Below are 14,206 nucleotides of genomic sequence, written 5' to 3'. Positions count from 1 at the left end.
GACGAAACAGTCGCTACAGGTGTAGAGTTGGGGAGTTGGAAATAATGTACTCAAAAGCTGATCTTGTTATGGAACTCGAAAGAATATTGGCTAGAGGCTTTGATGTCCTCAGGATTTCTAGAGTGGCATTTGAGATCTATCAAGATCATGGCCTAGAAATTACTGCCTCCATGGATCAAACACTCCTCACATTGATGGCAATGGAGGAGGGCAAGGAGTTTGAGTTAACTGAATCAGAGTTTTTGGCTCTGATTTCCAAGATCTAGGCTATGTAGTTGGTTCAAAAGGTGGAGAGCAGTGGTGGATGTTTTTTGAGTTAGATAAAGTTGCGAGTCCAGTTAGTGTTCCCAGGAGTGATCAAATGAAGCTAGTGGAAAGTGAAGCTGATAAAAAAATTCGAGAGACGCTGGTTTCGTCTGTCTCGTATGTATTTGGCAACCTCGTCATTCTTGCGTTTCTTGAGCGAATGTTTGGCCCTCTCTCGTCCGCCTATGTGCTGGGCCATACCCCAGATCAAGGCGAGGACTTTTATGTTGTGCTTGTGAATGGCTCTGTCATTGTTAAATTTGAGCTTTCAAGGAGTTATGATTCTGAACCTGAAAATTTAATCACTTTCAGCGTTGACGAGTATCGTAATATCCTTCTAGGGCGTCAGTCGCAATTAAAGCTTTCTATAGCAATAGAGCTGGCTGCCGGGAGATAAAGTAGGCTCAATGGTGCAAAAGGTGTAGGGGAAGTAGCTACCACTGCGCCGCGTACTCCGTTAGCCGGTCCGACGGGTATCTGGAAAACCGACACTTACGCAGAGCTGCAATTCAGACCCAGATATCGGGTCGGTTAATTAATGCAGAAAAAGCAGTACTTGATTCGAATAAAGTGACATCTTATGCGTTGAACTCGGCGCATCCAGTTGGAGGTAATAAGCAAAGGTCTTTGAGTCAGCGTTGGGCTACAACAAAGCGAATGCTGGAGGGCTGATAGCAAAAGTGCAGGAAGTTGCGAAGCTATATTCTGCGAAGTTAGGTGCTGCTGACAAATTTTGTCGGAGAATAATCATGGATATGCCAGTAGCCGGGTCAATCGGTAATGTGATTGATCAGTGCGATATTTGTATGGGCGGAACGATTAAAGTCTTTAAGAATTTTTTCGATTGCTGGAAGTTGAAAGCGAGTGAGGCCACTTATTGTTTGATTGAGCTTTCGGATTTTAATCGAGTTATCACCTTGCTTGAAACGCCACTTAAAGATGCAAAACTGGCTCTGGGGCCAGATTTTTCATATGTAAGTTTGATCAAGGTGGGCTTGCAGCACGATTCAGATTATTGGGTGGGTCTTGCTATCTCTTGGGTTTCTGATAGCTCGATTCAAGAGGCTTTTGTTCATGTAGATGATTTAAAGCGGCTTTCGCAAAATAGAGGCTCCTCACAAAGGAATCGGCACTTGGCTAAGAGGGAGTTAAAACGGCACATAGTGCTGTAAGAGGTGGGTGTATAATAGCGAATGATTTCGTTGCATTCGCTATCTCTACAGGTGAAATTTAACCTTGCATGAAAGGTTGCAATTTTCATTGATTTATAGGCAATCTATGCAGCATTAAAGCCAAGAATTAAAATGTCGAAAAAGTACAAAGCTAGTTGTCTGTATTGAAGAGCTATCTGTTGTCTGCGCACTTCGCCAAAATAGTTCGCGTGCTATCAGGTAAGACAAGCAGGGAGATATTGACCTTGTCAAATAGGTTCGCAATAGAATGAAAAGTATAGGTATTCTCGGCGCAATGACAATTCACTCTTTGGGGGCTGCCCCCGACGTGGAGTGTTTTTTTAAAGCAATAGTAATACTTCTTGAAGGTGGAGAAAAAGGAAGCAGATATCCATTGATCACCGTTAGGCTGTATTCCCACTCTTTGAAAAAAGACGAAATGCATGAGTTAGCGCGGAGCTTAGAAAATGTGAGGGCCGAGTTTAGCAAAATTTCTGCTCGCGATTTTGACGCGATTTCTATAGGGGTGGACAAGAAAAGCACTAGTTTGATTTTGAACAGCGATACCATCGCTAGCGTTTTTGCTAACTATTTTAAAGCTTTATTGGATGCTATCGAGTGCTCATATGTTTTTTATGAGGAGTTTAAAGAGTACGTCCCTTTAAGGATCGGATTTACGGATGCTCCTGATTATATCTATGATGTGAACCGTTCTGAAGAGTCATATGAATCTATTGGCGCCGATGAATTGCCGTTCTGGTTACGTTAGCATCATGAAGTTCCAGTTCAAAATAGAAAATTTATTGAACTTTTGGACTTCCCAAAATCATGACACATTTATCATATTTAATAAGTAGTCCGCCGGATCGAGAAAATGTGGTTTTCGAAATTTGGTTCGGCCCCTACCAACTGGTCGAAGTATTCCGAGAGCATGAAAGAGAAGTTGAAATCGAAATATATTCACACCTCGAAAATGAAAAATGGAGTTTTCGACTTGATGAATTTATTATTCTATTGGAACAAGCGATAAAGAGCTTGGCGAGTTGATTTTGCTTAACAGATAATCGAAGTAAATGCCTGCTCATGAATCAGGCGGTTTTACTCCCGATGCATCAATTCAGAATATAAATGGACTTAAGTGGAAATGATAAATAAGCTGATTGGTTTTATTTTAGCAGCCTCTCATTGGGAGTAACCCCGAAAAGGTAATTCCTGGGACTTTCGCTGGGCAAGGTGCAAATGGCGCACGAGGTGATGTGTATTTCAGAATTAAAAGTGATGATGTGGTCGTTAGTAAATCTGGCGGAACGTTCGTGACTATCCTGAAGAATGGGGTAACTCAAAATTCATCTGTAAAGAACTCACTAAAGGGTGGCGTCAAGCAATGAGCTCTCCTAAGTTTATGACTGCATGGCTGTTAACTCTACTCGGAAAGAAACTACTTTCAGTGAATGCTCTATTTCACGTATTTTGTGACGAGAGAGATTCTGTCCCTCAAGAAATTGAGCTTGTATTTGAAAATTCTAAACCTGGAAAACTCTATGGCGGACCTGATGGTGCGTCTCTCTTCGTATCCTTGAGTCCAATCTCGAGTTGCGATTTAGGCGAACACGGCAGGCAAGATATTTCTTGTATCTCTACTGAGCTTTATTTCTCCGACGTTCTAGGAAGTAGGTTGGTATCAGCGTCACTCGTGCAGTCCTTAGCCGAAGACACAGCAGTAGGTGTTAATCTCTCTTTTCATAACGGGCTTTGCTTATCCATTTTAAACTTGGGTGATGATATTTTTATTTATAAAAATATACCAGAGGAAATAGCGATCAGTGAGGGGTTGAGCTTTATCCCTGTGAGTTAATATTTTGCCAAGCTGAAATTGGCCTTACCCCCCGCAAAAAAAACGAGACCATTCACAATGGCCAGGCTGTATTCAAAAAAATGGAAAATGTAAATTGCAAGAGATCTAAATATACACAGCAGTGGCGTTTGAAAAAAAAGCCGGCTCAATTAAAATACTGGCCAGTAAAATTCCACGACACGGGACGTATGATGATAACTTTAATCGTATCGGGAATTCATGATGAAGCAGGAATAGGCAACAGCCAAAAAAATTTGGCTGACATTATTGGAAAAGCTAGAGCCCTGCTATCAGAGGGCAAATTTAAATGGCGCTGAAGATGCACGATATTAATATTAAGAATAATTTCCGAATGTGAATCATGAGTGATCGATGCGAAGCTTATATAGGCGGAAAGGTTAAAATATTTAAGGATAACCTCAATGGCTGGAAGTTGAAGGCGGGCAAGGCCACCTATTGCCTGATTGAACTTTCGGATTTTAATCGAGTTATCTCCTTGCTTGAAATGCCCATTGAAGATGCAAAACTGGCTCTGGGGCCAGATTTTTCATATGCAAGTGTGATCAAGGTGGGCTTGCAGCACGATTCAGATTATTGGGTGGGTCTTGCTATCTCTTGGATTTCTGATAGCTCGATTCACGAGGCTTTTGTTCATGTAGATGATTTAAAGCGGCTTTCGCAAAATAGAGGCTCCTCACAAAGGAATCGGCACTTGGCTAAGAGGGAGTTAAAGCGGCACATAGTGGTGTAAGAGGTGGGTGTATAGTAGTGAAGGTTTACTTTGTATTCGCTATCTATGTAAGTGAAGTTGAACCTTGTATGAGGGGTTGTATTTTTATAGGGACGCAGATTGCATTGTTAAAAGTCATCGCTGAGCAATGGCTTCATTAAGAGTGCCAAACTTTTTGAGCTTGTATTTTACGAGAAGCTAGAGTTGGATTAAATGTTCTTAAGGTTGTGATTTTTCATATTTTTATTGATTTGATAAAGAAGGAGGGTTCTATGCGATAAATATATTACAGCAGATAGCTCCGCTAAAAATTAAGAGTTCTCGGTAGCCTGAGTTTGAATCCGGATCAGTAAAAACAGCAGTTCATTAGTTTGCAAATACACCACTAACACCAAAAAACAGGAATCGCCAGGCTAAAAATAGCAACCCGAAGGTGATTCCTGATCCGCGTGGCGCACCAGGGTACTTTAAATATGAAGGGGGCGGCTTGGAGATGATTTATAACCCTGCAACTGGACAAGTTGGCCATATACAGCCAGTAAGGAAAAGTTGATCATCGTGGACGTATGGAGTGTTCTTGAGGGTGAGTTGCTGCGTTATCGCGCCAGCCTTCCAATTATTCGGCAGTGTTTGAGTTTTTATGCGGGTGCGTGTGATGCTTTGATAAAGCGAATATCCAGCTGTTCTTCGTTTGAAGATGCCGGGGAGTTGTTTGATGAGTTGCACAGCATTCAGCGTGAGCTCTCTATTGTAAAGTATAAGTTTGAGTTTCCTTTGGGTGAGGAACTTCAGGATTTAATTTATTATTTGGATCGGGATGATGTTCCTTCTAGAAAGTATTGGTACGAGCGGTTTAGGGGCGGGCTAACGTGGCCAGCTGAGTAATGCTTGATGGGCGTGTCCGTAAAGGTGGAGTAGGTTTATTATCCTGGTGTGCCACTTACAATGTCTGGCCGTATGCTGCGAGACACTGTTTGTATGCCGGAGGCCGGCAATACCACCTTTACTGTCTGATTGCACTTTCGGGTTTTAAGCGATTTTTCCCCTTGCTTGAGATGCCCGATGAAGACGCAAACGAGGCTTGTATTCATATGGATGATTTGAAAAAGCTTTCGCGAAAGAGTGGTGCTTCACAAAAAGATGATTTTTTTGCATTCGCTATCTATGCATGTGAAGTTAAAGCTTGCATGAAGGGTTGCAATTTTCTTAGAAGCACAGTTCGCGCCGTTAATAGTTATCGCTGAGTAATGACTTCATTAAGAATGCCAAACTTTTTTGCTTGTATTGTGTGAGAGGTTAGCGTCCGATTTAATGTTCTGAGGGTCGCAATTTTTCAAGTTTTTGTTGAGTTGATAATGAAGGAGTATTTTGTGCGATAAATATATTGCAGCAGATCGCTGTGCTAGAAATTAAGTTTTCTCAATGGTCTGAACTTGAATTCGTATCAGTAAAAACTGCCGCCCATTAGTTTGCAGATACACCACTAACACCAACAACCAGGAATCACCATGCTAAAAAACTATTAAAAAACCACCACCCTCATCGCAGCACTATCCCTAACCGGCTGCGTCTCCTACACCGTCACCGGCCCGATAGGTGCGCCGCTTCACCCTGCCACGTCCAGTAACGCCTGAATGGCTCAAGTCGCCGATGTCATCGTTGCTATTCCCGGCGCTGACGACGCTACCCGCAATTCCATCAGCCGTTCGCTCACCACTCAACTCAACCAGTACGTCAAGGCCGGTGGCTATTTCAAAGAGGTGACCGAGTTTCCGGTGCGCCTGGGGGAGGACCATGTGGTGCTCAAGTTCACCATGACTTCCTTGAAAGCGCGACGCGCTCCGCACCCGGCTTACATTCCTGGCGCTTTGTTGACGTTGACGATCTGTATCTGGGTCAACGGGCCGATTTATGTGGACAGTTTTGATGTGGCGGGGGACCAGGTGATTGTTGCTCGCGAGGGCAAGGATTTGGCGGCAGCCAGGGAGCATATCAAGTTCGAGCACAACGTTGGTTTGTACGGGCGCGAGTATTGGTCGCCGGTGATGGGGGCCAAGAAGCTGAATGAATTGGTGCCCACGCTGCTCGAAACGGCCACCGCGCGGTTGGCTGAACCGCAGTCAAAGGGGGGAGTGAACATGATGGGTTTGATCAAGCAGGCTCTACTACTTGCCGCTGTGTTGCTGAGCGGCTGCGTGTCCTATTCACAACATCCTGGATGCAGTTGGTGTTGATTGTCGCTGTGCCTTTTCGGCAGGACATTCGGGAGGTGGTGCAGGCGTTGACGCAGAGCACCCTGGAAGAAGCTGTTCAGCGCCAGTTATTGTAGTGGGCTTGGTGACAGGGTTCGTGGGTTTGCCGTTACTGCAACGGCCCTCTCTGTACTGACACAGCGAATGCTTTGATGGGTAGGTAAGATTTATCTGTAAGACCACTGAGGCTCTACCGTAAGCCAATTCTTTTTGCCCTCCATGATGTTTCCCAGGCACCTGCGCATTCCGAGTACGCCGTTTATAGTTCCCCTGCCAACCCATACGGCAGGGAGCCGACTCTTTATGGTTATCAGCAAAAAAAAACACCGACGCCACGCCGCGCCACAACCCTCTGTCCCCCATTCCGGCCAACGGCTTCGTCATTTGCTCAGGGAATACCAGATCCAGCCCGCGGCATTCGCGCAATGGCTGCGCGTCAGCCCGCAATGCCTCAACAACTGGTTTTTACGGGGTTTGCCCCAGGACCGGCTGGAGAAGTTGGCGTGGACATTGAGTGTCAGTAAAGCCTGGCTGAAGACCGGAGAGGGCCAGAAGCATTCCGCTATTTCAACGGCCCCACCACCTGCCGATAGCGCTCCACCCCTTGTGGCGTCTGGCGCACCAAGCCGATCTCCAGCCCCTGTGGAGCCTCCCGCCGATTGCCGCTCAACTGTCGCCAGCCTTTGTCCGTCTCCCAAACCCTGACCTGTAGATCACTCACCCCGGTCAACACCACCACCCCATCTTTCGCCGCCGGCAACGGGAAGCGATCCCGTGCCGGTGCCACGGCCCGGTACAGCGCATCGCCCTTGAGCCACCAGCGCACCCGTTGCAAGCCATCCCCTGCGACCGGGGCGCTGCGGATCACGTCCAGGCGAAAGCCCTTGGTGTCGGAACTGCGCACGGTCACTGCCGCCAAGCCTTCGACTTCCGGTGCACCGGGGGCGACCAACTCGACACTGGCCCGCAGGCTGATATCCCGCTGCATCTGGTTCAAGGCCCGCAGCAGCACTTCGGTTTGCTCGGTGCTGGCCTGTAGATGGTGGTCGGCACGGGTCACGCTATCGAGCCCGCGCCAGGCGATCATGCTGACCAGGGCCATCAGCATGATCGCGACCATCACTTCGATCAGGGTGAAGCCTTTTTGCGCTGAATTCATGGTTGGCTCACCACGCGCATCAATCCTGCCGCATCCCGCTGCAGGCTGAGGCGGTGCTGCCCGTCCGACAGCACCACGCGCAGCGGCGGGTTGATCCATTCGGCATTGAGCACCAGGGTTTGTCGGGGTTCGATGTCGATTTGCATCGGGGTGCTTTCCCAGGGGCGCGGGCGCAGTGGGTTGTCGCCCTTGAACGCTTCGAGGCCCACGCCATCATCAGTGCGCCGCGTGAAGCGAAAACCCTTGGCATCCGTGCGCAAGGTGATGGGCCGTCCATCGGCGCGGGCTTCGGCCTGGGCCACTTGCAGCAGTTGGCTGAGGCGGTCGGCATCTTTGCGCAGCAGCTGCAGCGGGTCGGGTTTGATGGTGAGGCTGATGGCGGCGCTGGCGATGCCGATGATCACCAGCACCACCATCAGTTCGATCAGAGTGAAACCTTGCTCTTTCATCGCTGGCGTCCTGGAGAACTGGGGAGTCTGTGAAATAAAAGCGTGCGAATTGGCCTGTAGGCTAATGCCACGGACAAACAGGAGGTCCTCCCTATGGCATTCGCCCTTCGTGTTTCACCGGCTCTTGGCGTGCAGGCGCTGGCCCTGCTGGCGGCGTTGGCGGGCGTGGTGGTGTGGACACCGTTGTTGCTCACCAGCGCCGAGTCCCATACGCCCCAAGCCACACCCCAGGCGTTGGCGGCGCGCAGTGATAACCCGGCGTTGCAGTGGTTCTCTTCCGTGGCGACGGCGCCGCAGATAAAGGTCACCGGCGTGCTTGCCGGGGCCCGTGGCGCTGTGGCGATCCTCAGCCTCAACGACGGCCCGCCGCGTAGCTTCCTGGTGGGCGAGCGCCTCAGCCCCGGTGTGCGCTTGACGGCCATTGAAGGCAATGGCGTGGAGATCGAGCACGCGGGCGAAAAGCAGCGCGTCAACCTCGTCACCTTGCCGGACGGCCCCGCGCTGCCGCTGCTCACTCGGCCATGACCTGGGTGTCCAGCCGCGCCAGCGGCGGGGCGTCGCGGCTGGCGTCCAGTACCCAGACCGTCACATCAAACAGGCGGCCGTTGCTGTTGATGGTCTGCTCACAGCGCAGTTTCAGGCGGCCTTGATCGCAGTCGAAGGTCTTTTTGCCGCTGCGCAAATGGCCTTCCAGCCGCAGTTCTGCCAGGCGACTGTGTGCCGCCAGCAACGCCATGGCCTTATCCCGCAGCAGCCCGTTGCCCTGGGTCATCAACCCGGCCACGCGCACGGCGGCGGCCATGGCCACGGCGATGATCGCCAGCGCCACCAGCACTTCGATCAGGGTAAAACCTTGCGCGTTGCGACGGCCGTACATGGCGCTCTCAAAACCGGGAAACAGGCCCGCAGACTAGCGCCGCCAGTTGACCGATTGGCGACTGAACCTCCCGAGGATTTTCAATACGACTGACATGTGTTCTTGCAACACTGCGCCACGAATTGCACCCAACCCAAGGAATGTCGAGATGGATATCGCGCGCCTAACGCCCCCATTGCCAGGCCCTCGCAGCCAGCGTGGCTTTACCTTGATCGAGATCATGGTGGTGGTGGTCATCCTCGGGATTCTGGCCGCCATGGTAGTGCCCAAGGTGCTCGACCGGCCCGACCAGGCGCGGGCCACGGCGGCCAAGCAGGACATTGGCGGGTTGATGCAGGCGCTGAAACTCTACCGCCTCGACCACGGCACCTACCCGAACATGAACCAGGGCCTCAAGGTGCTGGTCGAGCGTCCGGCGGATGCCAAGAACAGCACTTGGCGCGCCTACCTTGAACGCCTGCCCAATGACCCTTGGGGCAACCCATACCACTACCTCAACCCCGGCGCCAATGGCGAAGTGGATGTGTTCTCCCTGGGTGCCGACGGCCAACCGGATGGGGATGGCGTCAATGCCGATATCGGCTCCTGGCAGTTGTAAGGCGCGCCATGAAACGGCATTCGCCCACAGCGGCGAAGCAGCGCGGCATGGCGATCATCAGCGCCTTGCTGATCGCAGCGGTGGTGGCGGTGCTGGCCGGCAGCATGCTCACGCGTCAGAGCGTGTTCACCCGTAGCCTGGAGGCAGAACAACTGCGCATCCAGGGCCAATGGCTGTTGCAAGGCGGCCTTGAACGCAGCCGGTTGATGCTCTGGGAGGCGCGGCAAAAGGACGTGCTGACCCGTCTCGATCAACCTTGGGCGCGCGCCCAAAGTGGTGAATTCCAGGGGCGCATTGACGATGAACAGGGCAAGTTCAACCTGCGCAACCTGGTCAATCGCGAGCAACTGGATGCGGAGCAATTGCAGGCGTTCGAGCGGCTGTGTCGCACGCTGGGGATCGACCCGGCGGTGAGTCGGCGGATCAGCCAGCGGGTGGTCGCCTCGTATCTGCCACCGGCCAAGTACCCGATGCTGCGCAGCCTGGACGACCTGGGCGATATCGAAGGCCTTGACCCGCTGCTGTTGCGGCGCCTGCAAGGGCATGTGAGCGTGTTGCCCGGCATGACTTGGGTCAACGGCAACACCGCCAGTGCCGAAGTGCTCAGCGCCGTCGTGCCCCAGCTCAGCCTGTCCCAGGCCCACGGTTTGGTGGCTGAGCGCGACAGTGGGCAGTGGTTTATCAACCGTGGGGATTTCGTTAACCGGTTGCATCTGCCTCAGGTGGTGGTGGACACGGTGCAGGTCGGTATCACCAGCGAGTGGTTTCGTGTGCAAGGCCAGGTTCGGCGTGAGCAGCGCCGGGTGACGATTGATGCGTTGTTGCATCGGCCCGAAGAGCGCCAGCCCCAGGTGATCTGGTCACGGGTGGGTGTATGAAGCGCTTGCGTATTGGCTTGCCGCCGCTGGATCAGTTGACCGCTCATAGCCAGGTGCGCTTTGCCTGGGTTGAGCGCGGTGTGGTGGTGCAAGAGGGCACCGACAGTCTGGCGCAGTTGAACACGTCGCGCGCGGCGCTGGAGTGCTTCCTGCATCCGCGTGACAGCCTGCTCACCAGCCTGGAGCTGCCGCCGCTGCCAGCGGCGAGAACCGCTGCGGCCGTGGCCTGCGCCGCGCAGGCATTGATCCTTGGCCCCGTCGAACAGATGCACGTTGCACACGGCCCCCGCGAAAGCGATGGCCGCGTGCAGGTCGCCTGGGTGTCCAAGGCGGGGCTGGAACGGCTGGGTCAACTGCAACTGAAACTGCGCGGCCTGTATCCGGCGCCTTACGCCTTGCCGGTCGGCGCGGCGACGCTGGACGAAGGCTACCTGTTGACCCGTGACAGCCTGCAACAAGGCTCGGTGCATCCGCTGGGGCAGCAGGCGTTGGACTTGCCGTGGGTGGACGTCGCCCAACGTTGGAGTGGCGAGGCACCGGCCTGGGGCCTGCACGGCCGGCTCAGCCAACCCGCCAGCGGTGGCTGGGGCAGGGCGCTCGGCTGCGTCGCGCTGGCTGTCGCCATCTGGGCCCTCGGCCTCAACCTCTACGCCGCGCGCCAGGTGGACGAAGGCCAACGCCTCAAGGCCTCGATGAGCCAGCAGGTGCGCCAGGCGTTTCCGGCGTTGCCGGTGGTGCTTAACCCTTTGCAGCAGGCCCGCCAACAATTGGCTGCACGGCAAACGGGCAGTGACCAGGGCTTCACCCGCTTGATGCAACTGGCGGGCAGCAACCTGCCATTCATGGTTGCCAGCCTCGACAGCTTGCGCTTTGAGCAGGGCAGCTTGCACCTTGAGTTACTTGCCGACAGTCGCAACCCGCCGGCTACGGGGGACTGGCAGGCCACCATGGCCCAGGCGGGACTCACCGTCACGCGGGACGATCATGCCTGGCGCATCAGCCCGGTAAAGCCGGGGGCCGTCGATGAATAAGCTGCAGCGTCTGCGCAGCCAGGCCCAGGCGTTCTGGAGCGGCCTGGCGTTGCGCGAAAAACGCATGGTGAGCGGCGCCGGGCTGGTGCTGGCAAGCCTGTTGACCTGGCTGGTACTGGTGCAGCCCGCGCTGAAAAAAATCGATTACTGGCAGGCCGAAACCCCCAAGCTGCGTGCCCAGGCCGCGGCCTTGCAGGTGTTGTTGCAGGGTATCGCCGCACCGAAAGCCGCCGATGAAGCCGCGTTGCGCCAAGCCCTGGATGGTGCTGGCTTGCAGGGCCGTTATCAGTTGCAGGCCCAAGCCCCCGGCGGCTGGCGCCTGAGCTTCGACAACGCCCCGGCCGATGCCGTGGTGGACTGGCTGCTGGACAGCCCCCGTTCGTTTTCCCTGGAGGTGTCCGAGGCGCGTTTGCAGCGCGCGGCGGATGCCGTCGATAACTCGGCCGGCACTGTGTCCGGGACCGTTCGCATGGATCAGGCGCTTGGCGCTAAGGAAGCTTCATGAAGTGGTCAGTCCCGCCTTTTCGTTTGGCCGCGCCGCTGTTGGTGCTGGCCCTGAGCGCGTGCAGCAACAACCCGCCCACCCAGCCTTTGCTGGTGGACAGTGAACTGGGCCAGCCGTTGGCCGAAACCCGGCGCAGCGATACCGTGCTGGACCGCCAACGCGAACCTGCCCCGCAACCCCCGGTACAACACCGGGTCACCAACAGTGCCCGTGGGCATGCGCCCGCCGTTGTGAAGGCGCGCAACCCGCTGGGGGACCAACCCGTACAGCTCAACTTCGTTGATGCGGATATCCAGGCGGTGGTGCGTTCACTGTCGCGCGCAACCGGCCAGCAGTTTCTGGTAGACCCTCGGGTGAAGGGCAACCTGACCCTGGTCAGCGAAGGCCAGGTGCCCGCGCACCAGGCCTACGACATGCTGCTGGCGGCCCTGCGCATGCAGGGTTTCAGCGTGGTGGACGTGGGCGGCGTGGCCCAGGTGGTACCCGAGGCCGATGCCAAGTTGCTCGGCGGGCCGATCTACAGCGCCGGCAGCAGCGGCATGCAGACCCGCACCTTTCGCCTGCAATACGAAAACGCGGTGAACCTGATCCCGGTGCTGCGGCCCATTGTCTCCCCCAATAACCCGATCAACGCCTACCCCGGCAACAACAGCATCGTCATCACCGACTATGCCGAAAACCTGGCGCGGGTGGCGCAGATCATCAACGGCATCGACACCCCCAGCGCCATCGACACCGATGTGGTGAAGGTGCAGAACGGCATCGCGGTGGACATCGCGGCCATGGTCGCCGAACTGCTGGACACTCAGGGCGCCGACCAGACCCAGAAGATCAACGTGGTGGGCGACCCGCGCTCCAATTCGATCATCATCCGTTCCGGCAGCCCCGAGCGCACGGAGCTGGCGCGCAACCTGATCTACAAGCTCGACAACGCCCAGAGCAACCCCAGCAATATGCATGTGGTGTACCTGCGCAACGCCCAGGCGGGCAAGTTGGCCCAATCGTTGCGCGGCTTGCTCACCGGCGAGAGCGACGCGGGTGTCAGCGATGAAGCGCGGGGCAAGCTCAGTGCCATGGGCAGCACCGACAAAAACACCCAAGGCGCCAGTAACGCGCAAAACAGCAGCGGCACGCCCACCGGCAGTGGTGTGCAGGCGAGCTACAGCCAGAACAGCCCCACCACCGGCAACAGCAGCAACGACCAGGACACCGCCTTCAGCGCTGGCGGGGTGACCATCCAGGCCGACGCCACCACCAACACCTTGCTGATTTCCGCGCCGGACCCGCTGTACCGCAACCTGCGGGAGGTGATCGACATGCTTGACCAGCGCCGCGCCCAGGTGGTGATCGAAAGCCTGATCGTCGAAGTGGGCGAAGACGATGCCACCGAGTTCGGCGTGCAATGGCAGGCCGGCAACCTGGCGGGCAAGGGCGGTTTCGGCGGCGTGAACCTGGGGGGCACCGGGGTGGTTGGCACGCCCACCAGCCCCACCAGCATTGATGTGCTGCCCAAAGGGCTGAACATTGGCCTGGTCAATGGCACGGTGGACATTCCGGGAATCGGCAAGGTGCTCGACCTCAAGGTGCTGGCCCGCGCGTTGAAGAGCAAGGGCGGTACCAATGTGCTGTCCACGCCGAACCTGCTCACCCTGGACAACGAGGCAGCGAGCATCTTTGTGGGGCAGACCATCCCGTTTGTCACCGGCAGCTATGTGACCGGCGGCGGGGGCACCAGCAACAACCCGTTCCAGACCGTGCAGCGTGAAGAGGTTGGGCTCAAGCTCAACGTGCGCCCGCAGATTTCCGAGGGTGGCACGGTGAAGCTGGATATCTACCAGGAGGTCAGCAGCGTGGACACGCGGGCATCGGTGGAGGCGGGTACGGTGACCAACAAGCGGGCCATCGATACCAGCATCTTGCTGGATGACGGGCAGATCATGGTGCTGGGCGGCTTGCTGCAAGACGGCTACAGCCAGAGTAATGATGCGGTGCCGTGGCTGTCGGATATTCCGGGGTTGGGGGCGTTGTTTCGTAATGAGAAGCGCAGTGTGAGCAAGACCAATCTGATGGTGTTTTTGCGGCCTTACATCATTCGTGACAGTGGGGCGGGGCGCAGTATTACGTTGAACCGGTATGAGTTTATGCGTCGGGCCCAGGGTGGGTTGCAGCCGGAGCGTAGCTGGGCGATGCCGGATGTGCAGGCGCCGCAGTTGCCTTCGGTGGAGAAGGCGATACCTGGGCAGTTGGGGCCTCGGGCGGTGATTCGGGCGGTGCCTGTTTCTGCGGGGCAGCCATGATTGAGTACATATCCGTTGCTGCGGTAACGGCGGCTTATGGTTCCGCTCTTACAGCGGGTCACTTTTGGAAGGACCCAAAAGTAACCAAAAGGTCCTC

The 14,206-nt window shown here is 54.9% G+C and carries 18 protein-coding genes and 1 pseudogene; 16 read left to right on the top strand and 3 right to left on the bottom strand.

Annotated elements, in window-relative coordinates:
• Positions 1–44 precede the first annotated feature (44 nt).
• From DYL59_RS24905 to DYL59_RS24870, 10 genes and pseudogenes are all read left to right on the top strand, one after another.
• On the top strand, positions 45–266 hold the full coding sequence (locus DYL59_RS24905; RefSeq protein WP_135291569.1) for a hypothetical protein: 222 nt from the start codon (positions 45–47) through the stop codon (positions 264–266).
• 95 nt (positions 267–361) lie between these two features.
• Entirely contained in the window at positions 362–703 is a 342-nt protein-coding gene (locus DYL59_RS24900; RefSeq protein WP_135291568.1) for a hypothetical protein, read from the top strand.
• Positions 704–783: 80 nt separating this feature from the next.
• Entirely contained in the window at positions 784–978 is a 195-nt protein-coding gene (locus tag DYL59_RS32240) for a DUF6883 domain-containing protein (protein WP_475513846.1), read from the top strand.
• A 77-nt stretch (positions 979–1,055) separates the two neighbouring features.
• Complete coding sequence (locus DYL59_RS24895) at positions 1,056–1,478, top strand: hypothetical protein (protein ID WP_135291567.1); 423 nt, start codon at positions 1,056–1,058, stop codon at positions 1,476–1,478.
• 268 nt (positions 1,479–1,746) lie between these two features.
• Complete coding sequence (locus DYL59_RS24890) at positions 1,747–2,247, top strand: Imm70 family immunity protein (RefSeq protein WP_135291566.1); 501 nt, start codon at positions 1,747–1,749, stop codon at positions 2,245–2,247.
• A 615-nt stretch (positions 2,248–2,862) separates the two neighbouring features.
• A complete protein-coding gene (locus DYL59_RS24885) occupies positions 2,863–3,333 on the top strand; it encodes a hypothetical protein (RefSeq protein ID WP_135291565.1) in 471 nt (156 codons plus the stop codon).
• A 121-nt stretch (positions 3,334–3,454) separates the two neighbouring features.
• A complete protein-coding gene (locus DYL59_RS32160; protein ID WP_420359304.1) occupies positions 3,455–3,556 on the top strand; it encodes a toxin C-terminal domain-containing protein in 102 nt (33 codons plus the stop codon).
• 138 nt (positions 3,557–3,694) lie between these two features.
• Positions 3,695–4,084 (top strand): hypothetical protein, encoded by a 390-nt coding sequence (locus DYL59_RS24880; RefSeq protein WP_135291564.1) that lies wholly within the window; start codon positions 3,695–3,697, stop codon positions 4,082–4,084.
• Positions 4,085–4,621: 537 nt separating this feature from the next.
• Positions 4,622–4,948, top strand: a complete 327-nt coding sequence (locus DYL59_RS24875; protein ID WP_135291563.1) for a hypothetical protein — start codon at positions 4,622–4,624, stop codon at positions 4,946–4,948.
• A 656-nt stretch (positions 4,949–5,604) separates the two neighbouring features.
• Positions 5,605–6,180 (top strand): annotated as a pseudogene (locus tag DYL59_RS24870) (hypothetical protein); the annotation flags it as partial.
• A gap of 697 nt (positions 6,181–6,877) precedes the next feature.
• On the opposite strand, the gene DYL59_RS24865 reads toward DYL59_RS24870, so the two are convergent.
• Together DYL59_RS24865 and gspH are read right to left on the bottom strand one after the other, a co-directional pair.
• Entirely contained in the window at positions 6,878–7,474 is a 597-nt protein-coding gene (locus DYL59_RS24865) for a type II secretion system protein GspJ (RefSeq protein WP_135291562.1), read from the bottom strand.
• On the bottom strand, positions 7,471–7,923 hold the full coding sequence (gene gspH, locus DYL59_RS24860; protein ID WP_135291561.1) for a type II secretion system minor pseudopilin GspH: 453 nt from the start codon (positions 7,921–7,923) through the stop codon (positions 7,471–7,473). Before gspH ends, DYL59_RS24865 begins: the two co-directional genes overlap by 4 nt.
• A 93-nt stretch (positions 7,924–8,016) precedes the next feature.
• Between gspH and DYL59_RS24855 the strand changes: the two genes are divergently transcribed.
• Positions 8,017–8,448, top strand: a complete 432-nt coding sequence (locus tag DYL59_RS24855) for a type II secretion system protein N (protein ID WP_135291560.1) — start codon at positions 8,017–8,019, stop codon at positions 8,446–8,448.
• Here the strand turns inward: DYL59_RS24855 and gspI are convergent.
• Positions 8,435–8,800 (bottom strand): type II secretion system minor pseudopilin GspI, encoded by a 366-nt coding sequence (gene gspI, locus DYL59_RS24850; protein ID WP_135291559.1) that lies wholly within the window; start codon positions 8,798–8,800, stop codon positions 8,435–8,437. The genes DYL59_RS24855 and gspI overlap by 14 nt on opposite strands.
• Positions 8,801–8,948: 148 nt before the next feature.
• On the opposite strand from gspI, the gene gspG reads away from it, so the two are divergent.
• Genes gspG through gspD form a run of 5 tightly spaced genes read left to right on the top strand, consistent with a single transcriptional unit; the run spans position 8,949 to position 14,109 of the window.
• Positions 8,949–9,398: a type II secretion system major pseudopilin GspG gene (gene gspG, locus DYL59_RS24845; RefSeq protein WP_135291558.1), complete on the top strand. Its 450-nt coding sequence runs from the start codon at positions 8,949–8,951 to the stop codon at positions 9,396–9,398.
• Positions 9,399–9,406: 8 nt separating this feature from the next.
• Complete coding sequence (gene gspK, locus DYL59_RS24840; RefSeq protein WP_167496715.1) at positions 9,407–10,276, top strand: type II secretion system minor pseudopilin GspK; 870 nt, start codon at positions 9,407–9,409, stop codon at positions 10,274–10,276.
• Entirely contained in the window at positions 10,273–11,307 is a 1,035-nt protein-coding gene (gspL, locus tag DYL59_RS24835) for a type II secretion system protein GspL (RefSeq protein ID WP_135291557.1), read from the top strand. Before gspK ends, gspL begins: the two co-directional genes overlap by 4 nt.
• Entirely contained in the window at positions 11,300–11,812 is a 513-nt protein-coding gene (gene gspM / locus DYL59_RS24830) for a type II secretion system protein GspM (RefSeq protein ID WP_135291556.1), read from the top strand. The genes gspL and gspM overlap by 8 nt, the downstream gene beginning before the upstream one ends.
• On the top strand, positions 11,809–14,109 hold the full coding sequence (gene gspD / locus DYL59_RS24825) for a type II secretion system secretin GspD (RefSeq protein WP_135291555.1): 2,301 nt from the start codon (positions 11,809–11,811) through the stop codon (positions 14,107–14,109). Before gspM ends, gspD begins: the two co-directional genes overlap by 4 nt.
• The last annotated feature ends 97 nt before the right edge of the window (positions 14,110–14,206 follow it).

It is taken from the genome of Pseudomonas kairouanensis (genome assembly GCF_004682055.1).
Classification (GTDB): Bacteria; Pseudomonadota; Gammaproteobacteria; order Pseudomonadales; family Pseudomonadaceae; genus Aquipseudomonas; species Aquipseudomonas kairouanensis.
This window is presented reverse-complemented; position numbering and strand designations above follow the sequence as displayed.